This window comes from Rhodococcus sp. NPDC055112, from assembly GCF_053607505.1.
Window position 1 is genome coordinate 1 of the sequence record NZ_JBSGTR010000084.1, and the last position, 19,763, is coordinate 19,763.

20 protein-coding genes are annotated in these 19,763 nt (G+C 69.3%); 10 read left to right on the forward strand and 10 right to left on the reverse strand.

Annotated features, from left to right (window positions below):
- Window positions 1-52: 52 nt before the first annotated feature.
- Window positions 53-784, reverse strand: coding sequence for a transcriptional repressor LexA (gene lexA / locus ACWFRB_RS24640; protein ID WP_452643859.1), 732 nt, complete (start codon window positions 782-784; stop codon window positions 53-55).
- Window positions 785-972: 188 nt separating this feature from the next.
- Between lexA and ACWFRB_RS24645 the strand changes: the two genes are divergently transcribed.
- Together ACWFRB_RS24645 and nrdR are read left to right on the forward strand one after the other, a co-directional pair.
- On the forward strand, window positions 973-1,440 hold the full coding sequence (locus ACWFRB_RS24645) for a LysM peptidoglycan-binding domain-containing protein (protein ID WP_452643860.1): 468 nt from the start codon (window positions 973-975) through the stop codon (window positions 1,438-1,440).
- A gap of 108 nt (window positions 1,441-1,548) precedes the next feature.
- A complete protein-coding gene (gene nrdR / locus ACWFRB_RS24650; RefSeq protein ID WP_077041388.1) occupies window positions 1,549-2,013 on the forward strand; it encodes a transcriptional regulator NrdR in 465 nt (154 codons plus the stop codon).
- 2 nt (window positions 2,014-2,015) lie between these two features.
- Here nrdR and hrpA read toward each other — a convergent pair whose 3' ends face one another.
- Window positions 2,016-5,924 carry an ATP-dependent RNA helicase HrpA gene (gene hrpA, locus ACWFRB_RS24655; protein ID WP_452643861.1) on the reverse strand — a complete coding sequence of 1,303 codons (3,909 nt, stop codon included), beginning with the start codon at window positions 5,922-5,924 and terminating at the stop codon, window positions 2,016-2,018.
- 73 nt (window positions 5,925-5,997) lie between these two features.
- Between hrpA and ACWFRB_RS24660 the strand changes: the two genes are divergently transcribed.
- Window positions 5,998-6,699, forward strand: coding sequence for a Pr6Pr family membrane protein (locus ACWFRB_RS24660; protein ID WP_452643862.1), 702 nt, complete (start codon window positions 5,998-6,000; stop codon window positions 6,697-6,699).
- 35 nt (window positions 6,700-6,734) lie between these two features.
- The gene (locus ACWFRB_RS24665; RefSeq protein WP_452643876.1) at window positions 6,735-7,928 is read left to right on the forward strand and encodes an aminotransferase family protein; all 1,194 of its coding nucleotides are present in this window, start codon (window positions 6,735-6,737) and stop codon (window positions 7,926-7,928) included.
- Between the two features lie 25 nt (window positions 7,929-7,953).
- Here ACWFRB_RS24665 and ACWFRB_RS24670 read toward each other — a convergent pair whose 3' ends face one another.
- The 3 genes from ACWFRB_RS24670 to ACWFRB_RS24680 all read right to left on the reverse strand — a co-directional run bounded on the left by ACWFRB_RS24670 (window position 7,954) and on the right by ACWFRB_RS24680 (window position 10,296).
- Window positions 7,954-8,931 (reverse strand): Acg family FMN-binding oxidoreductase, encoded by a 978-nt coding sequence (locus ACWFRB_RS24670; protein WP_452643863.1) that lies wholly within the window; start codon window positions 8,929-8,931, stop codon window positions 7,954-7,956.
- A 134-nt stretch (window positions 8,932-9,065) separates the two neighbouring features.
- Entirely contained in the window at window positions 9,066-10,028 is a 963-nt protein-coding gene (locus ACWFRB_RS24675; RefSeq protein WP_452643864.1) for a TauD/TfdA family dioxygenase, read from the reverse strand.
- Window position 10,029: 1 nt separating this feature from the next.
- Window positions 10,030-10,296, reverse strand: a complete 267-nt coding sequence (locus ACWFRB_RS24680; RefSeq protein ID WP_452643865.1) for a hypothetical protein — start codon at window positions 10,294-10,296, stop codon at window positions 10,030-10,032.
- A 17-nt stretch (window positions 10,297-10,313) separates the two neighbouring features.
- On the opposite strand from ACWFRB_RS24680, the gene ACWFRB_RS24685 reads away from it, so the two are divergent.
- Window positions 10,314-11,012 (forward strand): hypothetical protein, encoded by a 699-nt coding sequence (locus ACWFRB_RS24685; RefSeq protein WP_452643866.1) that lies wholly within the window; start codon window positions 10,314-10,316, stop codon window positions 11,010-11,012.
- A gap of 23 nt (window positions 11,013-11,035) precedes the next feature.
- Here the strand turns inward: ACWFRB_RS24685 and ACWFRB_RS24690 are convergent, their stop codons facing one another.
- A complete protein-coding gene (locus ACWFRB_RS24690; protein ID WP_452643867.1) occupies window positions 11,036-11,614 on the reverse strand; it encodes a dihydrofolate reductase family protein in 579 nt (192 codons plus the stop codon).
- 71 nt (window positions 11,615-11,685) lie between these two features.
- Between ACWFRB_RS24690 and ACWFRB_RS24695 the strand changes: the two genes are divergently transcribed.
- Window positions 11,686-12,258: a TetR/AcrR family transcriptional regulator gene (locus ACWFRB_RS24695; RefSeq protein ID WP_452643868.1), complete on the forward strand. Its 573-nt coding sequence runs from the start codon at window positions 11,686-11,688 to the stop codon at window positions 12,256-12,258.
- 9 nt (window positions 12,259-12,267) lie between these two features.
- On the opposite strand, the gene ACWFRB_RS24700 is transcribed toward ACWFRB_RS24695, so the two are convergent.
- From ACWFRB_RS24700 to ACWFRB_RS24710, 3 genes are all read right to left on the reverse strand, one after another.
- On the reverse strand, window positions 12,268-12,942 hold the full coding sequence (locus ACWFRB_RS24700; protein ID WP_452643869.1) for a PhzF family phenazine biosynthesis protein: 675 nt from the start codon (window positions 12,940-12,942) through the stop codon (window positions 12,268-12,270).
- 91 nt (window positions 12,943-13,033) lie between these two features.
- Window positions 13,034-13,573 (reverse strand): carboxymuconolactone decarboxylase family protein, encoded by a 540-nt coding sequence (locus ACWFRB_RS24705; RefSeq protein WP_452643870.1) that lies wholly within the window; start codon window positions 13,571-13,573, stop codon window positions 13,034-13,036.
- 2 nt (window positions 13,574-13,575) lie between these two features.
- Window positions 13,576-14,163 carry a peroxiredoxin gene (locus ACWFRB_RS24710; protein ID WP_077041398.1) on the reverse strand — a complete coding sequence of 196 codons (588 nt, stop codon included), beginning with the start codon at window positions 14,161-14,163 and terminating at the stop codon, window positions 13,576-13,578.
- Between the two features lie 187 nt (window positions 14,164-14,350).
- Here ACWFRB_RS24710 and ACWFRB_RS24715 point away from each other — a divergent pair, with 187 nt between their 5' ends.
- The 3 genes from ACWFRB_RS24715 to ACWFRB_RS24725 all read left to right on the forward strand — a co-directional run bounded on the left by ACWFRB_RS24715 (window position 14,351) and on the right by ACWFRB_RS24725 (window position 17,831).
- Window positions 14,351-15,292 carry a LysR substrate-binding domain-containing protein gene (locus ACWFRB_RS24715; protein WP_452643871.1) on the forward strand — a complete coding sequence of 314 codons (942 nt, stop codon included), beginning with the start codon at window positions 14,351-14,353 and terminating at the stop codon, window positions 15,290-15,292.
- Between the two features lie 64 nt (window positions 15,293-15,356).
- A complete protein-coding gene (locus ACWFRB_RS24720; RefSeq protein WP_452643872.1) occupies window positions 15,357-15,641 on the forward strand; it encodes a DUF1490 family protein in 285 nt (94 codons plus the stop codon).
- 6 nt (window positions 15,642-15,647) lie between these two features.
- Complete coding sequence (locus ACWFRB_RS24725) at window positions 15,648-17,831, forward strand: heavy metal translocating P-type ATPase (protein ID WP_452643873.1); 2,184 nt, start codon at window positions 15,648-15,650, stop codon at window positions 17,829-17,831.
- Here ACWFRB_RS24725 and ACWFRB_RS24730 read toward each other — a convergent pair.
- The gene (locus tag ACWFRB_RS24730; protein WP_452643874.1) at window positions 17,799-18,383 is read right to left on the reverse strand and encodes a hypothetical protein; all 585 of its coding nucleotides are present in this window, start codon (window positions 18,381-18,383) and stop codon (window positions 17,799-17,801) included. The genes ACWFRB_RS24725 and ACWFRB_RS24730 overlap by 33 nt on opposite strands.
- Window positions 18,384-18,536: 153 nt before the next feature.
- Here ACWFRB_RS24730 and ACWFRB_RS24735 point away from each other — a divergent pair, with 153 nt between their 5' ends.
- Window positions 18,537-19,715 carry an acetyl-CoA C-acyltransferase gene (locus tag ACWFRB_RS24735; protein ID WP_452643875.1) on the forward strand — a complete coding sequence of 393 codons (1,179 nt, stop codon included), beginning with the start codon at window positions 18,537-18,539 and terminating at the stop codon, window positions 19,713-19,715.
- Window positions 19,716-19,763: the final 48 nt, after the last annotated feature.

The following is a 19,763-nucleotide window of genomic DNA, read 5'->3' on the forward strand; positions in this document are numbered from 1 at the left end:
GCACCAGGTGCCGCGGCCTTTCGCGTACGTACCGGTGTTCGGGTGCGTCGGATCAGATCTTGCGCATCACCGTCACGACCTTGCCGAGAATGGCAGCGTCGTTGCCGGGGATCGGTTCGAACAGCGGGTTGTGCGGCATCAGCCACACCTCGCCCTTGGTCCGTTTGAATGTCTTGACGGTGGCCTCGCCGTCGATCATCGCGGCGACGATGTCGCCGTTGTCGGCCACGCTCTGCTGCCGGACGACCACCCAGTCGCCGTCGCAGATCGCCGCCTCGATCATCGATTCGCCGACCACCTTCAGCAGGAACAACGATCCCTGGCCGACGAGTTCGCGGGGGAGGGGGAAGACGTCCTCGACGGCCTCCTCGGCGAGGATCGGGCCACCGGCGGCTATTCGTCCCAGCACGGGGACGAACGTCGGCTTCGGCAGCTGGGTCTCGGTGCCCTCGCCCGTCGGCTGCGCCGCGTTCTCGAAGCCGGCCTCGGTGTCGGAGGCCGCGACACCGTCGTCCAGCCCGCGGACGTCCACGGCACGCGGGCGGTTGGGATCGCGGCGCAGGAAGCCCTTGCGTTCGAGGGTGCGGAGTTGGTGCGCGACCGAGGAGGTCGAGGTGAGGCCGACCGCATCGCCGATCTCGCGGATGCTCGGTGGGTAGCCGCGTTCGCTGACCGAGGCGCGGATCACCTCCAGGACCCGGCGCTGTCGATCCGTGAGCCCCGCCGCGAGGTCGGTTCCGCCTGGGGTGGCGGCCGAGCCGTCGTTGGAGCTGTCGTCCTTCATGGAGGGCCTCCCGTGTCGATGTGGGTTCTGACACGAATCTAGACCGGATTCCAGCATGTTTCAAACATCTGTTCGAGATGTGTCGCGTCAAATCGAGACTTTGTCGGATCGTCGTGGTAGAAATCGAACATGCGTTCACTCGAACGTGTGAACGAATGATTCGAAAACGATCACCGGCGGAGGTTCCGATGAGCATGGCAGTCCCCATGAGCATGGCAGTTCCCACGAGCAGGGCGGTCCCGAAGAACACGGTCCCGAAGGGCGCGAGGTCGCGACAGGTCGCCGCGCGGCGACGCCGGGTGGACGGCTTCGTCGAATACGGCAGGGCGCCGATGCCGGTGTCACGGGCGGTCCACGGTAAGAGCAGCCGGGAGAGCGGGATCGGCGCGCTCCTCGTGGGGATGCTGTTGTCGGCGGTCGCGGTCGCAGGCCTGCTCGGGATCGCGCAGGCCCGGTCGAACCCGCAGTTCGCCATGGGTGAGACCGCGGTGGTGCAGGTGCAGGGCGGGGAGACGCTCAGCGATGTCGCGTCCCGCGTGGCGCCGGGGAGCCGTGTCGAGCAGGTCGTGGCGCGGATTCTCGACCTGAACGCCATGTCAGGAGCCTCGGTGCAGGCGGGACAATCGCTGGTGGTGCCCGTCGGACCGGTGGGCTGAACCCCGATGCGCGCCCTCGGGCGCCCGGCGGCGGTATCCTCGAACCCTGTCAGCCCCACCACATCCAGTGGTCGTACAGGGCTCCTCGGTTTCGACGAAGGATTCGCCATGCATTGCCCGTTCTGTAGGCATCCCGATTCGCGCGTGGTCGACTCTCGTGAAGCCGACGAGGGCAACGCCATTCGCAGGCGGAGATCGTGCCCGGAATGCGGTCGGCGGTTCACCACCGTGGAGACCGCGGTGCTCTCGGTGGTCAAGCGCAGCGGCGTCACCGAGCCGTTCAGCCGCGAGAAGGTGGTTCGCGGCGTTCGGCGAGCCTGCCAGGGCCGGGCGGTGGACGAGGACGCGCTCTACAAGCTCGCCCAGAAGGTCGAGGAGGCCGTGCGCGCGGCCGGATCGGCCGAGATCCCCAGCAACGAGGTCGGGTTGGCGATCCTCGGCCCGCTACGAGACCTCGACGAGGTGGCCTACCTGCGATTCGCCTCGGTGTACCGCTCGTTCAGCTCCGCCGAGGATTTCGAGCGCGAGATCAAGGACCTGCGCGTGCATCGCGAGGAATCCGCCACCGACTGACGTCACCGGGTGATCGCGGCGATCGCCTTTCGGATCCGCTTCTCGGACACGGGGTACGGGGTGCCGAGCGACTGCGCGAACAGGCCGACCCTCAGTTCCTCGATCATCCAGCGGACCGCATCCACATCCTGGTCCTGGTGTCTGCGCTCGTCCAGGCGTGCGAGCAGGCGGCCGTAGTCCTCGTACACCGCGTCCAGCACCACCAGGCCCTGGCTGTCGCGACCCGCGCTCGCGGGAAGCGCCTCGAGGCGCCGGACGGCGCCCTCCAGGTATCGCGGCAGCTCCCGCAGCCGGTCGGTGCCGGTGTCGGTGACGAATCCGGAATACATCAGCGCCTCGAGCTGCTCGCGCACATCGTCGGCGGCCTCTCCCGTGGCGCGATCGAGGATCACGCGCAGCTCCTGGGCACGGGACAGCGCGGGGACCACCAGCCGGACCAGGACCGCCACCCGATTGGCGAGCTGCGCCCGCACCGCGGCCTGCAGCTTCTCGAACGCCTCCGGGGTCCGGGTCGGCCCGCCGTTCGCGTCCATCAGCTCGTTCACCGCGCAGGCCCGGCAGTCCTCTACGAGGGCCTCCACGCTCCCGTGCGGGTTCTGACTGAGGGCCAGCCGATCCCGGGTGCCGAGGCCGGAGATCGCGGTCTTGGTCGGGGTGACGATGGCGCTCAGCAGCAGTGCCCTCGTGCCCTCGCGCATGGCCTGGCGCTGCGCGAGCGGGGTGCTGAGGACCCGGACCGCGACGCCCTCCTTCTCGGGGACGAGCGCCGGGTAGCCGACCACCTTCTGGCCCGCGATGGTTCGGGTCACGCTGTCCGGCAGGGTGCCGAGGGTCTCCGATGTCCACACCGCGGCGGCCGGACGCTCGGTGCTCGAGGCGGCCTTGGCCACCTCGACGTCGACGCGGGGCGAGAGCGAGGCGGAGAGCCCGGTCAGGCTCTTGCTCCGGCCCAGCACCTTGCCCGAACCGTCGACCGCGGCGAAGGTCATCCTCAGGTGATCCGGGACCGCGCTCAGGTCGAAGTCGCGGGGCGAGATCGGGGCGCCTGCCATTCGGGACAGTTCCCTTGCGATCGCCACGGTCAACGTCTCGGATCGCGGTTTGACGGCCGACAGTGCGGCCCTGGCGTAGTCGGGTGCGGGGACAACGGTGCGACGCAACGGTTTCGGCAGCGTCTTGATGAGCGCGGTGACCAGGTCCTCACGCATGCCTGGCACCAGCCAGTCGAAGCCGACCGGACGGACCTGGGCGAGCAGCGCGACGGGGATGCGTGCGGTGACACCGTCGTCCTCGGTGCCCGGTTCGAACTGGTAGGTCAGCGGGAACGAGATCTCGCCCTGGCGCCAGGTGTTCGGATAGTCACCGCCGAGCACCCCCGCGGCATCGGCGTTGACGACGGTCGATGCCGTGAAGTTCAGCAGGTCCGGATTCGTGCGCCGGGCGCGCTTCCACCAGGTGTCGAAGTGCCTGGCGGACACGGCTTCCTGGCCGACGCGCTGGTCGTAGAACTCGTAGAGTGCCTCGTCGTCGACCAGGATGTCGCGCCTGCGGGCCCTGGTCTCCATCTCCTCGACGTCCTCGAGCAGGGCGCGGTTCTGATGGAAGAACTTGTGCTGGGTCTGCCATTCGCCCTGGACCAGGGCGTGCCGGATGAACAGCTCCCGCGAGGTCTCGGGGTCGATCGAGCTGTAGGTGACCGCCCGCTTGGCGACCAGCGGGATGCCGTACAGCGTGACCCGCTCGTACGCCATCGCGCAGGCACGCTTGGTCGACCAGTGCGGCTCGGAGTAGGTGCGCTTGATCAGGTGCGGTGCCAGCTTCTCCGCCCACTCGGGCTCGATGCCTGCCGCCATCCTGCCCCAGAGCCTGGAGGTTTCCACCAGCTCCGCGGCCATCACCCAGCGCGGTGGCTTCTTGAACAGCGAGGAACCGGGGAACACCGCGAACCGGGCGCCGCGGGCGCCGAGGAAGTCTCGCTTGTCGCCCTCGCGCAGGCCGACGTGGGAGAGCAGCCCGGACAGCAGCGCCTGGTGCACCGAGGCCTCGCTCGCGGGCTGGTCGTTGCCGGTCCAGCCGAGACCGCGGGTGATCTGTGCGAGCTGGCCGTGCAGGTCCTGCCATTCCCTGATCCGCAGCCAGTGTAAGAACTCGTTCTTGCACATCTTCCGGAACTGGTTGGAGGACAGTTCCTTCCGCTGCTCACCCAGGTACTCCCACAGCTTGAGGTAGGCGAGGAAATCGGAGCCGGCCACGGTGAACCTGGCATGCTTCTCGTCGGCGGCCTGCTGGTGTTCGGCGGGCCGCTCGCGCACGTCCTGGATCGACAGCGCGGCGACGATGACGAGCGTCTCGCGCAGGCACCCGGTGTTGTGAGCATGGGCGAGCATCCGCGCCATCCGGGGGTCCACCGGCAACTGGGCTAGCTCCCGCCCGACCGGGGTCAGTTCGGTGACGCCGTCCTTGGACCCCGGCTTGATCGCCCCGAGTTCCTCGAGCAACGCGACGCCGTCCCGGATCGCGCGCGGATCCGGCGCCTCCACGAAGGGGAAGGAGGCGATGTCACCGAGCCCGAGGGCCGTCATCTGCAGCACCACCGACGCCAGGTTGGTGCGCAGGATCTCGGGTTCGGTGAAGGCGGGACGAGACTCGAAGTCGTCCTCGGAGTAGAGGCGGATGCAGATGCCGTCGGCGACGCGGCCACAGCGCCCCGCCCGCTGCCGGGCCGAGGCCTGCGAGATCTCCTCGATCGGCAGCCGCTGGACCTTGGTGCGCACGGAGTACCGGGAGATGCGGGCGGTGCCGGGATCGACGACGTACCGGATGCCGGGGACCGTCAGCGAGGTCTCCGCGACGTTGGTGGAGAGCACCACCCTGCGGCCCGTGTGCCGCTCGAAGACCCGGTGCTGCTCGGCCGCGGACAGCCGGGCGTACAGGGGCAGGATCTCCGTGCCGCGCAGCTTGCGGTCCCGCAGCGCGTCGGCGGTGTCGCGGATCTCGCGTTCACCGGAGAGGAACACCAGGATGTCGCCGTCGCCCTCTCCGAGCAGTTCCTCGACCGCCTCGCCGACGGCGTCGACCGGGTCGCGATCGATGGTCTGCTCGCCGACGTCGACGCTCAGCGGCCGGTACCGGATCTCGACGGGGAAGGTGCGACCCGAGACCTCCACGATCGGCGCTGGCACCCCGTTCACGGCGAAGTGCTGGGCGAAGCGCTCCGGGTCGATCGTCGCGGAGGTGATGATCACCTTCAGGTCGGGCCGCCGCGGCAACAGTTCCCTGAGGTAGCCGAGGATGAAGTCGATGTTGAGGCTGCGTTCGTGCGCCTCGTCGATGATGAGGGTGTCGTACCGGCGCAGCATCCGGTCTCGCTGGATCTCGGCGAGCAGGATGCCGTCGGTCATCAGCTTGATCAGGGTGCCGTCCGACACCTGGTCGGTGAAGCGGACCGTGTAGCCCACGGCCTCGCCGAGTGGGGTGTCCAACTCCTCGGCGATGCGCTCGGCGACGGTGCGCGCCGCGATCCGGCGCGGCTGGGTGTGCCCGATCAGGCCGCGCACGCCACGCCCGAGGTCGAGGCAGATCTTCGGGATCTGGGTGGTCTTACCGGAACCGGTCTCGCCCGCCACGATCACGACCTGGTTCGCCGCGATCGCGGCGGCGATGTCGTCGCGGCGCAGGCTGACCGGAAGGTTGTCGGGATAGCTGGTCTTCGGGGCGTTCGCGCGGCGGGAGGCGATCCTGGCCTCCGCCTGCGACACCTCGCGAAAGACCCCGGTGAGGGCCTCGGGGTTGGAGGCGCGGTCGAGGCGGCGTCGGAGTCGGTGCTCGTCCCGGAGGGAGAGGTGGGCGAGGCGGCGCTTGAGCTCGCGGCGATCGACGTCGGGCAGCTCGGGCGAAGGTGTGGTGGACATGCTCGGTCCAGCCTATCGAAAGGCCGCCACTCAAATACCGCAGCCCGTTGTTGCCCTGTGCGAACATCTGCGGGTGACTGCTGCCACGGATACCCCGGTCTACCCACACACGAATCCGATCTGGCGGGCGCTGCGGCTGGCGTTCGCCGGCCTCGGGATCCTCGCGTTGGTCTGGATCCCGCTGCGCAACATCGATAGCGAGACGTTCTCGACCACCAACTACTTCAGCTACTTCACGATCCTGAGCAATGTGTTGGCCGTGATCGTGCTCCTCGTCGGGGCGTTCGCGGACCCGCAGTCGCGGAACTGGCAGCTCTTTCGCGGCGCGACCACCGTGTACATGGTCATCACCGGGATCATCTACGCGGTTCTGCTCGCCAACGTCGATGTGATGCTGCAGGACAAATGGATCAACGTCCTCCTGCACGAGATCCTGCCGCTCGTGGTTTTCCTGGATTGGCTGATCAACCCGCCGCGGATGCGGATCACCGATCGGCAGTCGATGACCTGGCTGTGGTTCCCGGTCGTGTACGGCGTCTACACGCTGATCCGCGGCCCGATCGTCGACTGGTACCCGTACCCGTTCATCGACCCGCGGACGCAGGGCTACCTGCAGATGTCCATCGGACTCGTGGTGTTGCTGTTGGCCATGGTGCTGATGTCGTTCGCGGTCAACGCCGCGGGCAGGCTCGCCCAGCGGTGGCGATACGGTGGAGTCGAGCGCCGGCTGACGGCGGACGAGATCGCCACCGGCGAGAGCGAGGAGATGGCGTGACGAACACCCAGGCACTGTGGCACGGATTCGCGGACATGGGCGCGGTGAGCGACGGCGGTCCGTTCGTTGTCAGCCGCGGTGAGGGCGCGTACATCTGGGACGACAAGGGCAACCGCTACCTGGACGCGACCGCGGGTCTCTGGTTCACCAACGTCGGGCACGGTCGCGCCGAGATCGCGGACGCGGTCGCGACGCAGCTCAAGTCGATCGCGCACTTCTCCAACTTCGGTGACTTCGCGCCCGAGACGACGTTCGCGCTCGCCGAGCGCCTGTCCGCGATCGCGCCGGTGCCCGGTAGCAAGATCTTCTTCACCTCGGGTGGCTCGGACTCCGTCGACACCGCGGCCAAGCTGGCCCGGCGCTACTGGCACGAGATGGGCAAGCCGAACAAGCGCATCGTGGTCGGGCGGCAGAAGGCCTACCACGGCATGCACGTGGCCGGCACCGCGCTGGCAGGCATCCCGGTGAACCGGGAGGGCTACGGCGAGCTGATGCCGGACGCCAGGACGGTGGAGTGGGACAACGGCAAGAGCCTGCTCGAGCTCATCGAGCGGGAGGGCGCGGATACGATCGCGGCCTTCTTCGTCGAGCCGATCATCGGCGCGGGCGGGATCTATCTGCCGCCGGAGGGCTACCTCGCCGAGGTCAGGCAGATCTGCCGCGAGCACGACATCCTGTTCGTCGTCGACGAGGTGGTCACGGGCTTCGGCCGGATCGGTGGGTCGTGGTTCGCCTCGACGCGTTTCGACCTGCAGCCGGACATGGTGACCACGGCGAAGGGGCTCACCTCCGGATACGTCCCGATGGGCGCGGTGTTCATCGCGCCCCGGGTCGCCGAGCCCTTCTTCTCCGGCGGCGTGTGGTGGCGGCACGGGTACACCTATGGCGGGCACGCGGGCGCGGCAGCCGCTGCGCTGGCGAACCTCGACATTCTCGAGCGGGAGAACCTGCTCGAGGAGTCCGCTCGGCTCGAGCGCTCGCTGCACGAGCACCTGTCTCCGCTGGCCGAGCACCCGCGGGTCGCGGAGGTGCGTAGCGGTCTCGGTGCGGTGGCGGCGGTGCAGCTCGCGGATCCCGCGGAGGCGTTGCCGTTCGTCAAGACCCTTCGGGAGCACGGCATCTCGGGTCGCGCGGCAGGCGTCGGCGCCATGCAGTTCTCGCCGTCCTTCGTGATGACCGACGACGAGGTGGCCGAGATGGCGGCGGGGGTCCTCAAGGCGCTCGGCTGAGCGTTCGCGCCTGCCGGTCGGCGGTTCAGTGCAGGGTGAGAACCTCTGCGGTCGATCGGCGCGGCGTGTGCCCCGCGGGGGGCGAGCCGGTGACCGAGCCGACCCGCAGCAGGACCTGGGGGAGTCCGGCGTCGGGCGCCAGCTCCGCGATCATGTCCCGGCTCCGTTCGACCTCGGTGAGGTGCGTCAGCGGGCAGGTCGCGATCCCTCTCGATGTCGCCTCGAGCAGGACCGCGGACAGCGCCTGCCCGCACCGCGTCCAGGCCGCAGGTGAGTCGGAATCGGTGCTCAGCATCAGCACGGTTGACTGGTCGACGCCCGGCTGGGGCGTCGACTCCTGCCTGCCGGGACGCGGGAACGCTCGTCCGATCGGGACGTGTGCGCTCTCGCCGGTGGTGGCCAGCGAATCGGGAGGTATCCCCTCGCCGATCAGGGAGTGCCCGGCCCACCAGTGCAGTTCGGCCTGGTAGTCGGCGTCGTAGCGCCTGGCCGCGGAGCCGGCGTCGGTCGCGGCGGCCAGCGTCGTCCTCGCCTCGGGCGCGAGGACCGTCAGCGTGACGCCGAACCTGCCCGCCTGATCGCCCAGGCTCCCGACCGGTCCCGCCTCCGCGGCGAGCGGGCCGAAGGGTCTGCGATCGGTGCGGCGATGGCGGATGGCGGAGACCAGGTCGAAGTCGTGTGAGCGCGGGGTCGCGTCCCGGTGACAGTGGATCGCGGCGACGAGCCGGGGAAGGCTGGGCTCGGGCAGGAGGTCGATGTCCGATCGCCAGCGCAGCGAGGTGAGGGCGACCTCGACGTGATGGAGCGCCGCGCCGCAGCTGATGTGCAGCTGGCGTCCGGAGGGATCGGCGGACGGCAGGAGCCGGGTGCGCTCGCTGAACAGGTCGAGCCGACCCGCGGAGTATCGCCACCGCCACGGCTGGCTGTTGTGCACCGATGGTGCGCGGCACGCCAGATCGACCGCGCTCTGTATGACGCCGGTGTCCGGCACCGCGGTGTCCATGACCGCCTCCTCACCGTTGACCGGCGCCCGGGGACCTCGCCGGGGCTCCTCGAAACCGGACAGTCAATTATCTGCCCGGGGGGCCGGTCTCGGCTAGGGCCTTTCGACCCCACCCCGCGGGATCGTCCCCTGGGTCAGCGCCGCGGGATCCCCGACCGCAGCGGTTCCGCGACGCTGTGGTCGCTCGCGGCCGACAGCCACAATCGCAGCAGGTGCCTGCGCCTGGCGAGGTCGGGGTGGTCCTGGTAGGCGTTGCGGGCGTGCAGGATGCGCCCGTTGTTGAGGATCTGGACGTCGCCGGGTTCGAAGACCATCTCGACGTGGAAGCGGGGTTCGTTGGCGATCGCCTCGATGAGTTCGAGTGCCTCGTGTTGCTCCGCCGTCAGGCGGGGGGCCTGCGGGTGTCGTTGGGAATCGCGGATGTACCAGCTGATGTAGAACAGGCGGGGCACGCCGCCGATGTCGTTCAGTGGAGCGAGTTCGAAGTACGGGGGGTCGCCCGCGGCCTCTTCGCCGTTGCGGTCCCAGGGCATGGGGGAGTACAGGACCTCGAGGAGATCGGGCCGCCGCCGCAGCACCTCGTTGTAGATCGCTGCCGAGCTGGCGATCCAGCTCTCGCCTCCGGTGGCGGCCTTGGCCAGGCACAGCAGCGCGACGAGGTCGGAACCGTCGGTGTGGAAATCCTGGCGCTCCCGTGTCCGGTAGAGCCGGACGGTGGGATCGGTCCTCTCGATCCGCTCGTCGCGAATGTGGGTGAGCACCGAGCCGTCGCGATCCTGACTCACCGGATCTCCGAGCATGGCTCCCAGCGCGAGGTAGGCCCGCTCGATCTCGTCGGTGCTGAGTTCGTCCAGTGGGAACCCGCGCAGCAGGACGAAACCGCATCCCGAGTTCAGCGTGTGCGCCCACTGGCCGCAGCGGGACCGAAGGGTGGGGAACAGCCGCGAGTCGTCGGCGGCGTCGGATCTGGCCGCCTCGACGATCTCCGATCGCTCGGCCCCGGTGAGGACCACGGTCCACGTCGAACTGTCGGGAAAGTCCGATGTGTCCCAGACCGCGTCTGAAACCTGGGGCGATCGGATCACATGATCGGGCATGTCACTCCCCGCCCTGCCGGCACACACCCCGGAAGAGGCCCGACACGCGTTCGCGCAGAGTCGGTTTCACCTCGATCAGATCCACCCGCGGGAGGTCGGCAGCGGCGGTGGCCTGCGCGAAGCGGGCGTGCAGCTGGGACCGGACCTCGTCGGGAGTGTAGGCACGGCGCTTGCGTTCGGCGCGCGCGGCGAAGGCCCCCGTGGCCGCGACGCCGACGACGCCCGCGAGTCCGACGAGCTTCCACACGTGTCTGCCGTCCATGCGCATCGCTCTAGGCTAGGTGCATGAGTCGCCGGATGCACGAATCGCAGGTGAGCCTCGACGAGGCCGTTGATGCCACCCGAACCGGGGACATCTGGATCTTCCGCGGCCACTCGGGTGCGGATCGGGCGATCCAGACGCTGACGAACAGCCCCGTGAACCACGTCGGGATGTCGGTGGTCCTCGACGACATGCCGCCGCTGATGTGGCATGCGGAACTCGGACATTCCTTGCAGGACATGTGGACCGGGCGGTTTCAGCGCGGGGTGCAGCTGCACGACCTGCGGCAGGCCGTCCAGGTGTGGGGCGCGAAGTACGGGCAGCGCGGCTGGCTGCGGCAGCTCGAGGAGCCGGTCACGCGCGAACAGGAGGACGCGCTGATGCGCACCATCGCGCGGCTCGACGGCACGCCGTTCCCGTCCACGGCGAAACTGGTCACGCGCTGGTTCGGTGGTCGGCTGCCGTCGCTACGGCGTCGTTCGGCCAGGGATTCCGAGGAGGCATCGGCCGGCCTGGAGAGCGCGTACTGCGCCGAGGTGGTCGCGCAGACCTACGAGTCGATGGGGCTGCTCACCGAGCGCCGCAAGACGAATTGGTATGACCCGGGCCGATTCTGGAGCGGCGACCGGCTTCCGCTCTCGCCAGGGGTGACGCTGGGTGGGGAGATCGAGGTGCGGCTCAGTGCGGACGATCTGGCGGCGGGCCGGTCGCCGCAGGGCTGATGGCGACCGGCCTCCGCATCAGGTCAGGCCGCCGGGGTTCGGGAGAACCAGGTGACCGAGGCGCCGTTGTCGAGGGAATCGGTGCGGGTCGGGGTGAACGGCGTCGGCAGGAACGGCCCGTCGAACGCCGGGATGCCGGATCCCGCGATCACGGGGTAGCGCTTGATGACGAGCTCGTCGATCTCGGGCAGCAGGGTGCCCGCCAGCTTTCCGCCGCCCGCGAGCCAGACGTCCATCCCCTCCTGTGCCTTGAGCTCACGGACGAGGGCGACCGGGTCGCCGGTGACGAGCTCGACCGCCGGGTCGGCGATCTCGCCGAGGGTGGTCGAGACCACGTACTGACGCAGGTGGGAATAGGGGCTGGTGACGCCGGCGTCGATGCCGGGCTGATAGGTCCCGCGGCCCATCAGCACCGTGTCGAACGCTCGGTTGGCTGCGCCTTCGAGGCCGAGATGGGGGCGGATGTGGGTGGGCACGGTGTCCGGGTACCGCTCGGTGATCCAGGCCGTCATCTCGTCCGAGAGCATGAATTCCCATTCGCCGCCGGGGCCTGCGATGTAACCGTCGAGCGAGACACCCACGTAGTAGACAAGCTTTCGCATATGCACCGCTCCGTCCGTAGTACTCTATTTGAAGTGGTCTGAACGTAGTACTACGGATGGAGTGGTGTCAAGTGCGGAGTAATCCGGAGAGACGGGCGGCGTTGGTCGACGCCGCGATCGAGGTCCTGGCGGAACTGGGTGCGCGCGGGCTCACCTTCAGGGCCGTCGACTCGCGGGCTGGGGTGCCGCCGGGTACGGCGTCGAACTATTTCGCCAACCGCGACGACCTGTTGGCGCAGGCGGGCGGCCGGTTCTACGAGAGGCTGACGCCCGATGCCGCGTCCTTGGCACAGAGCCTCGGGGGTCCGCACGACCGTGATCGTCTGGTCGAGCTGATGCGTGAGGTCGTCGGCCGGATCACCGAGTTCCGCACTGGCTTCCTCGCCCTGCTCGAGCTCAGGCTCGAGGCGACCCGGCGGCCCGAATTGCGCGCCGTGCTGACCGAACGGATCCGGGCCGACCTGGATTTCAACGTCACCAATCACCTGCAGGCGGGCATGCCGGGCGATGCGACCACGGTCCGTCTGCTCTACCTCGCGCTGAACTGGCTGATCGTCGATCGGCTGACGCTGCCGGACCTGTTCTCCGAGAGCGAGATCGACGAACTCATCGAGGCGGCGGTCGATCGCGCGTTGTCCGGGTGACCGGTCGGTTTACACGCGCAGCGTCGGGTCCGGGTGCACGCGTCCGCCGACGTCGACCCATCCGTCGTGTGAGTAGACGGTGTAGAGCTGTGAGCCGCGCCCCTGGGTGATGTGCAGGCTTCGACGCAGGTGTTCGGTGATCCGGATCGCCGCCGCGCCGGTCGCCTCGTCCTCCGGTATCCCCATGAGCGGGGCGAACATTCGGGACCTGATCGCGCCCTCGCCCGCCCAGGCCCAGACGTAGTGGTGGCCGGAGTCGAAGGAGTCCGCCCTGGTGGAGACCACCGCCGCGGAGTCGGGTTTCGGGTGCAGGGTGAACTCGGGCGCCCAATCGGGTTTGGCGCGCACCCAGGTCATCCCGTGGTCGACGTAGGTCGTGACAGGGCCAGCCGGGACCTCGAGGACGTCGACGGCCGCGCCCCGTTCGCGCAGCCACCAGGACAGGCCGACCGTCGGGTGCCCGGCGAAGGGCAGTTCGGTGGCAGGGGTGAAGATCTGCGCCCGCGCGCTCGCGGCGCCCGGGCCGGGGAGTTCGACGAAAACCGTCTCGCTGAACCCGAGTTCGGCGGCCAGGCCCTGCCTGAGTTCCGTCGGCACCAATGTCGCGTCCACGATGCCCAATGCGTTGCCGTGGTGGCCGTTCGCATCGGTGAATACCCTGACGACGTCAACCTCGATACTCATCGTTAAACGATACCGCCGGCAACGACCGAAGGTGCCCTTTGCGCGAGTGGATCGCGCAAAAGACACCTTCGGTGTGACGGGTGAAGCCGGACTAGACGCTCGCTCCCGCGAGGGTCTCGCTGGCGGTGATCGCCTGGGCCACGCCCTGGAGGGTGGCGGCGACCTTCACGGACTCCCAGACCTGTTCCTTGGTCAGGCCCTCCTTGCGGACCACCGCGTCGTGGGCGGTGGTGCAGTCGTGGCAACCGTTGATGGTCGACACGGCGAGCGACCACAGCTCGAAGTCGACCTTCTCGACGCCGGGGCTGCCGATGATGTTCATGCGAAGGCCCATGCGCACCTGGGTGAAGTCGTCACCGAGGAAGCTCTTCGCGCGGTACGCGACGTTGTTCATGCCCATGATCGACGCGGCACCGAGGGCGGCGTTGTAGGCCTCCTCCGACAGCTTGTCGGCGGCCTCTTCCGCGATCTCACGCAACACGGTCGCGGACCGGGTGGCTGCCGCTGCGGCGAGGAACGTGCCCCACAGCTGCTGCTCGTTCAGCTCGGTCGACCGCGTGAGCGAGCCGAGATTCAGCTTGAGGTCCTTGGCGTACTCGGGCAGCGAGTTCTTCAGGTTCTCGACGCTCATGACTAGACGCTCTCCGCCAGCAGCTCGCCCGCGTTGATGGTCGGGTCGCCCTTCTTCCAGTTGCAGGCGCACAGCTCGTCCGACTGCAGTGCGTCGAGCACGCGCAGCACCTCGTCGACGTTGCGGCCGACGGAACCCGCGGTGACGGAGACGAACTGGATCTCGTTATTCGGGTCGACGATGAAGGTGGCGCGGTCCGCGACACCGTCGGCGTTGAGGACGCCGGTGGCCTCGGCCAGCTCACGCTTGAGATCCGAGAGCATCGGGAAGGGGAGGGTCTTGAGCTCGTCGTGCTGTGCACGCCACTGGAAGTGCACGAACTCGTTGTCGACCGAGGCGCCGAGCACCTGGGCGTCGCGATCCGCGAACTCCTCGTTCAGCTTGCCGAACGCGGCGATCTCGGTGGGGCACACGAAGGTGAAGTCCTTGGGCCAGAAGAACACGATCCGCCACTTGCCCGCGTAGTCGTCGCTGGTGACCTGGGTGAAGTAGTCGTCAGGCTGCTGGGCGTCGACCTTGGACAGGTCCCCACCGATGACGGCCTTGAGGTTGTACGCCGGGAACTGGTCGCCGATGGTCAGCAGAGCCATATGTCTCGTCCTCCTACTTGTGATGGATCTTCGGGCGCGGGCAGCCACACTGGTGGCTGCGCCTGGTGATTTCGATACCGGGAGCGGGTCTCGCGGCTCCCCGCTGACCTGCGCTCTTTGGTATGAGTCCATAGTGCCCGAAACCGCTCAAAAGGTAAAGGCGATATATGCCACTACACTGATAGGCATGGCTGATCAGACCTATCAACCCACACTGTCGCAGCTGCGTGCCTTCGTCGCGGTCGCCGAGTACCGCCACTTCGGTACCGCGGCAGCGCGATTGAATGTGAGCCAGCCCACGTTGTCGCAGGCGCTGGCGGCGCTCGAGAACGGGCTCGGGGTGCAGCTGATCGAGCGCAGCACCCGTCGGGTGCTCGTGACCGATGCAGGCACCCAGCTGCTCGCGCAGGCGAAGGTGATCCTCGAGGCCGCGGACGGATTCGTCGCCACCGCGGCCGGTGTGGGGGACCGGCTCGGCGGCCCGGTGCGCATGGGGCTTATCCCGACCGTCGCGCCGTACGTGCTGCCCGCCCTGCTGCCCGCGATGCGAGCCGAGCTGCCCGCGGTCGTGCCGCAGGTGATCGAGGACCAGACCGCGCGGTTGTTGGATTCGCTGCGTGCGGGTGTGCTGGACGTCGCGGTGCTGGCCCTGCCGTCGGAGGCGACCGGGCTGGTGGAGATCCCGCTCTACACAGAGGATTTCGTGTTGGTGGTGCCGGGCGAGCACAAGCTGGCCGGGCGGGCCGACCTGTCGTTGCAGGTACTCGACGACCTGCCGCTGCTGCTGCTCGACGAGGGACACTGCTTGCGGGACCAGACGTTGGATCTGTGCCGTTCGGTGGATGCGCACCCGTTGTCCGGGGACACCCGAGCGACCTCGCTCGCGACCGTGGTGCAGTGCGTCGCCGGCGGCCTCGGGGTGACGCTGGTGCCGGAGTCCGCGGTCCCGGTGGAGACCCGCCGCGGCGACCTCGCCACTGCCCGGTTCGCGAGCCCGGCGCCCGGCCGGACGATCGGCCTCGTGTTCCGCTCCTCCAGCGGCCGCGCGGACGGCTACCGCAGGCTCGCCGATGTGGTGCGGTCGGTCGCGCCAGGCGATGCCGCGACGCCGCCCGTTGGTTCCCGATAGGGCTCCACGATCGCGCGTCGGTGCGGCACAATGGACACACGCCGCACCAGCAGGAGGAACGACGATGCCTCTGCACGGACTGATCATCAAGGCCGCCTCGACGGTGGTCACGGGGGCCGTGGGTGTCGCCGCCTACAACGGGGCGCGGCGGATCGTCGCGAGGGCACCGTTGCGGGAAGCCGCCGTGACAGCCACCGAGTGGGGCCTGCGCGGCGCCCGCAGGGCAGAGGAAGGCGCGGAATCAGCCCGCCTCAAGATGGCCGACGTGATGGCCGAAGCGCGAGAGCGGCTCGGCGAAGAGGTGCCGCCGCCGGGGGTTGCGGACGCGGGCCGCGGGCACGCTCACTAGGACGAGATGTCCGCGGAACCGGCGGTGCTGCATCAGGTTCCGGCCGCGGCCGGAGACCTGACCGTCCTGTCCGACGCGGGTGGGCGGGTGCGGATGCACGCGCCGTGGCTGCGGGGTAGCCGGCCGCGGGCGGTCGCCGTCGAAGACGCCGTCGGCGCCCTGACCGGGGTACGGGCCGTGCACGCCTATCCGCGCACCGCCTCGATCGTCATCTGGTATTCGTCCCGCACCGCCGACCGGGACGGATTCGCGGCCGCCATCCGCGACAGCAGGCACATCCCCGACGCCCTGGTGCCGGATCGGGCGCCCACCTCCGCGGACATCGCCAATGCGGACGTCGTGCGGATGGCTGTCGGCGGGGTGGCGCTCGCGCTGCTCGGATTCCGTCGGTACGCACTCGGGCGGCCCGCGCTGCTGGGCCCAACCGGACGCGCCGTGGCCACCGGGGCGACGGTGTTCACGGGATATCCGTTCCTGCGCGGAGCAGTGCGTGCGCTGCGCGGCAGCCGGGCGCCCGGCACCGACGCGCTGGTCTCGGCGGCCACCGTCGCCAGCCTCGTGCTCCGCGAGAACGTCGTCGCCCTCACCGTGCTCTGGCTACTGAACATCGGTGAGTACCTTCAGGATCTGACGCTGCGCCGCACCAGACGCGCCATCTCGGACCTGCTCAAGGGCACCCAGGACACCGCCTGGGTCCGGTCGGCCGACGGGTGCGAGGTCCAGGTCGGGATCGACGCATTGGAGGTCGGCGACGAGGTCATCGTGCACGAGCACATCGCACTCGGGGTCGACGGGATCGTGATCGAGGGCGAGGCCATCGTCGACCGGTCGGCGATCACAGGCGAGACGCTGCCCGCGAGCATCGTCGCAGGGGCGAGGGTGCACGCCGGGTCGGTGGTGATGCGCGGCAGGCTGGTGGTGCGCGCGGACGCGGTGGGTGATGACACCACCATCGGTCGGATCATCACGCGCGTGGAAGACGCGCAGGAGGACCGGGCCGCGATCCAGACGGTGGGGGAGACCTTCTCGCGCCGGTTCGTCCCCGCCTCCTTCGTGCTCTCCGCGCTGACACTGGCGGTGACGCGGGACGTGCGCCGGGCGATGACCATGCTGCTGGTCGCCTGCCCGTGCGCGGTCGGGCTCGCGACGCCGACGGCGATCAGCGCGGCCATCGGCAACGGCGCCAGGCGGGGGATCCTCATCAAGGGCGGCTCGCACCTCGAGGACGCCGGGCGGGTGGACGCGTTCGTCTTCGACAAGACGGGAACGCTGACCGTCGGCAGGCCCGTGGTGACCAACATCGTCGCGTTGGCGAAGGACTGGCGACCGGATCAGGTGCTGGCCTATGCCGCGAGCTCCGAGATCCACTCGCGGCATCCGCTGGCCGAGGCGGTGCTGCGATCGACGGCGGAGCGGCACATCGAGATCCCGCCGCACCAGGAGTGTGAGGTGCTCGTCGGGCTGGGCATGCGCACCTGGGCGGACGGCCGGACCCTGCTGCTCGGCAGCGTGTCGCTGCTGGAATCGGAGAATGTGCGGGTCTCGAAACGGGCCGCCGACTGGGTCGGCAAACTGCGGCGGCGCGCGGAGACCCCGCTGCTGCTGGCCGTCGACGGCCGGCTGGTCGGCCTGATCAGCCTGCGCGACGAGCTGCGACCCGAAGCGCGGCCGGTCCTGGACCGACTGCGGGCCACCGGGGCGCGGCGGGTGATCATGCTCACCGGTGACCATCCGGAGACGGCCGCCGCCGTCGCCACGGAGCTGGGGATCGAGGAGTGGCGGGCCGAGGTGCTTCCCGACGACAAGCTCGAGGTCGTCGAGCGGCTGCGGGCGGAGGGCCACGTGGTCGCGATGGTCGGCGACGGCACCAACGACGCGCCTGCGCTCGCCGCGGCCGACATCGGGATAGCGATGGGCCTGGCGGGCACCGATGTCGCCGTCGAGACCGCCGACGTCGCGCTCGCGAGCGACGATCTGACACGACTGCTCGAGGTCCGCGACCTCGGGGCTCACGCGGTCCGCCTGATCCGGCAGAACTACTCGATGTCCATCGCCGTCAACGCCCTCGGACTGCTGGTCGGGGCCGGGGGCGCGCTGTCCCCTGTGCTCGCGGCGATCCTGCACAACGCGTCCTCGGTCGCCGTGGTGGCGAACAGTTCACGCCTGATCCGGTATCGGGTCGACGGGTAGCGCGCCGGTCCTACGCGCGGAACGTCCACCGGAGCGCGCCGTCGACGACGCCTGGCTCCCACGATTCGAACGGGGTGCCCTGCTCGAGGCTGGATGCGAGTTCGGCGAGCAGATCTGAAATCGAGTCCCATCGGGGACCCCGCTCGTCCACCGCCTCATGTGCGTACTCGGTGACGCACCCGCGCCGCGAGCCTGCCCGGGTGTCGACGAAGTAGTGGAAGTCGTGTCGGGCTCGTAGAAGTCCGGATCGGCGGCGACCAGTTCCTCCCACACCTCCAGCATGAGCGAACGCCGCTCGAGCGCGTCCTCCAGCGAGAGCATGAACTTGTCGGGGAGGACGCTGCCGAGGAACTGCCCCGAATCGGTGTGCGTCCGCGCGCCGTTCTGGACGAGGTAGAGATCCCGGAGTTCGTCCGGCCATTCCGCTCCTGTCGCGGCCTGCGCCGAGTCGATCTCCGCTCGGCTGGCAGGTCCAGCGATCGACTGTGCGGTGAGTGGCGCGTGCTCGGCGCACCATTCGGTGATGCGGGACCAGTGCTCGGTGACGGACATTCGCCGACTGTACGAAGTCACTCTGACATGTCGGTGGAATCCGATCGCGCGCTGTTGCCCTCGGTGAGGTGGCGACGGCCACAGGTGGGAAGATCCTTAGGCGCGGTCAGCAGTACAGCGCGACGACAGTACAGCGGCGAAGGAGAGATCAGCGTGAGCACCAGTGTCATCGTTGCGGGGGCCAGGACCCCGATCGGCAAGCTTTCCGGCGCGCTGGCGTCGCTGACGGCGGCGGAGTTGGGCGGGCGCGCGATCGCCGCCGCCCTCGAGCGCAGCGGCCTCGATACCGACGGTGTCGACGCAGTGGTGATGGGCACCGTGGTGCAGGCCGGTGTCGGCCCGAACCCGGCGCGCCAGGCGGCGGTCGCGGCAGGCCTGCCGATGACGGTGCCCGCCACCACCGTGAACAACCTCTGTCTGTCCGGCCTCGAGGCGATCATGCAGGCCGACCGGCTGATCGCCACCGGCGCCGCCGACGTCGTGGTCGCGGGCGGCATGGAATCGATGACGAACGCGCCGTACCTGGTGCGCGGTGCCAGGACCGGCCTGAAGTACGGCACCACCGGCTTCGAGGACGCCCTGGACCGGGACGCACTGGTGTGTGCGTTCGACGGCGTGTCGATGGGCGCGTCCACCGAGAGCTACCAGGCGTCGGAGAACATCAGCCGCGCCGAGCAGGACGAGTTCGCGGCCCGCTCGCACCGCCTCGCCGCCGCCGCGACCGAGTCGGGCGCGTTCGCGGCCGAGATCGCGCCGGTGGAGATCGCGTCCCGCAAGGGCACCGTCACCGTCGCCGACGACGAGGGCATCCGCGCCGGGACCACCGTGGACTCCCTCGGCAAGCTGCGTCCGGCGTTCGCGAAGGACGGCACCATCACCGCGGGCGCGTCCTCCCAGCTGTCGGACGGCGCGGCCGCCGTCATCGTGATGCGCAAGGACGTCGCCGAGGCCCGCGGCATCGAGTGGATCGCCGAGATCAAGGCGCACGCCCTCGTCGCGGGCCCCGACACCTCCCTGCTGCACCAGCCCGCCAACGCCATCGAGGCGGCGCTGAAGCGTGACGGTGAGACCACCGTCGCCGACCTCGACCTGCTCGAGATCAACGAGGCGTTCGCCGGTGTCGCGATCGCCTCGATGCGTCAGCTCGGCGTCGACGCGGACAAGGTCAACATCCACGGCGGTGCCATCGCCGTCGGGCACCCGGTCGGCATGTCCGGCGCGAGGATCGTCCTCTCCCTGGCGCATTCGCTCAAGGCGCGCGGCGGCGGCAAGGGTGCCGCGGCCCTCTGTGGCGGCGGCGGCCAGGGCATCGCCATGATCATCGAGGTATAGGCGGCTACGCCGCCCGTGCGCGGTTGACGAGTGTCAGGACTCGTCAAC

Bases quoted from the DNA above. Each gene is read 5' to 3' on its own strand.
- ACWFRB_RS24685 (WP_452643866.1), top strand. From the start codon at position 10,314: ATGAGTCGCCGGATGCACGAATCGCAGGTGAGCCTCGACGAGGCCGTT.
- ACWFRB_RS24675 (WP_452643864.1), bottom strand. From the start codon at position 10,028: ATGCCCGATCATGTGATCCGATCGCCCCAGGTTTCAGACGCGGTCTGG.
- ACWFRB_RS24710 (WP_077041398.1), bottom strand. From the start codon at position 14,163: ATGGCTCTGCTGACCATCGGCGACCAGTTCCCGGCGTACAACCTCAAG.
- ACWFRB_RS24645 (WP_452643860.1), top strand. From the start codon at position 973: ATGAGCATGGCAGTCCCCATGAGCATGGCAGTTCCCACGAGCAGGGCG.
- ACWFRB_RS24720 (WP_452643872.1), top strand. From the start codon at position 15,357: ATGCCTCTGCACGGACTGATCATCAAGGCCGCCTCGACGGTGGTCACG.
- ACWFRB_RS24725 (WP_452643873.1), top strand. From the start codon at position 15,648: ATGTCCGCGGAACCGGCGGTGCTGCATCAGGTTCCGGCCGCGGCCGGA.
- ACWFRB_RS24700 (WP_452643869.1), bottom strand. From the start codon at position 12,942: ATGAGTATCGAGGTTGACGTCGTCAGGGTATTCACCGATGCGAACGGC.
- ACWFRB_RS24670 (WP_452643863.1), bottom strand. From the start codon at position 8,931: ATGGACACCGCGGTGCCGGACACCGGCGTCATACAGAGCGCGGTCGAT.
- ACWFRB_RS24730 (WP_452643874.1), bottom strand. From the start codon at position 18,383: ATGTCCGTCACCGAGCACTGGTCCCGCATCACCGAATGGTGCGCCGAG.
- lexA (WP_452643859.1), bottom strand. From the start codon at position 784: ATGAAGGACGACAGCTCCAACGACGGCTCGGCCGCCACCCCAGGCGGA.
- ACWFRB_RS24715 (WP_452643871.1), top strand. From the start codon at position 14,351: ATGGCTGATCAGACCTATCAACCCACACTGTCGCAGCTGCGTGCCTTC.
- ACWFRB_RS24690 (WP_452643867.1), bottom strand. From the start codon at position 11,614: ATGCGAAAGCTTGTCTACTACGTGGGTGTCTCGCTCGACGGTTACATC.
- ACWFRB_RS24665 (WP_452643876.1), top strand. From the start codon at position 6,735: ATGGGCGCGGTGAGCGACGGCGGTCCGTTCGTTGTCAGCCGCGGTGAG.
- ACWFRB_RS24680 (WP_452643865.1), bottom strand. From the start codon at position 10,296: ATGCGCATGGACGGCAGACACGTGTGGAAGCTCGTCGGACTCGCGGGC.
- ACWFRB_RS24705 (WP_452643870.1), bottom strand. From the start codon at position 13,573: ATGAGCGTCGAGAACCTGAAGAACTCGCTGCCCGAGTACGCCAAGGAC.
- hrpA (WP_452643861.1), bottom strand. From the start codon at position 5,924: ATGTCCACCACACCTTCGCCCGAGCTGCCCGACGTCGATCGCCGCGAG.
- nrdR (WP_077041388.1), top strand. From the start codon at position 1,549: ATGCATTGCCCGTTCTGTAGGCATCCCGATTCGCGCGTGGTCGACTCT.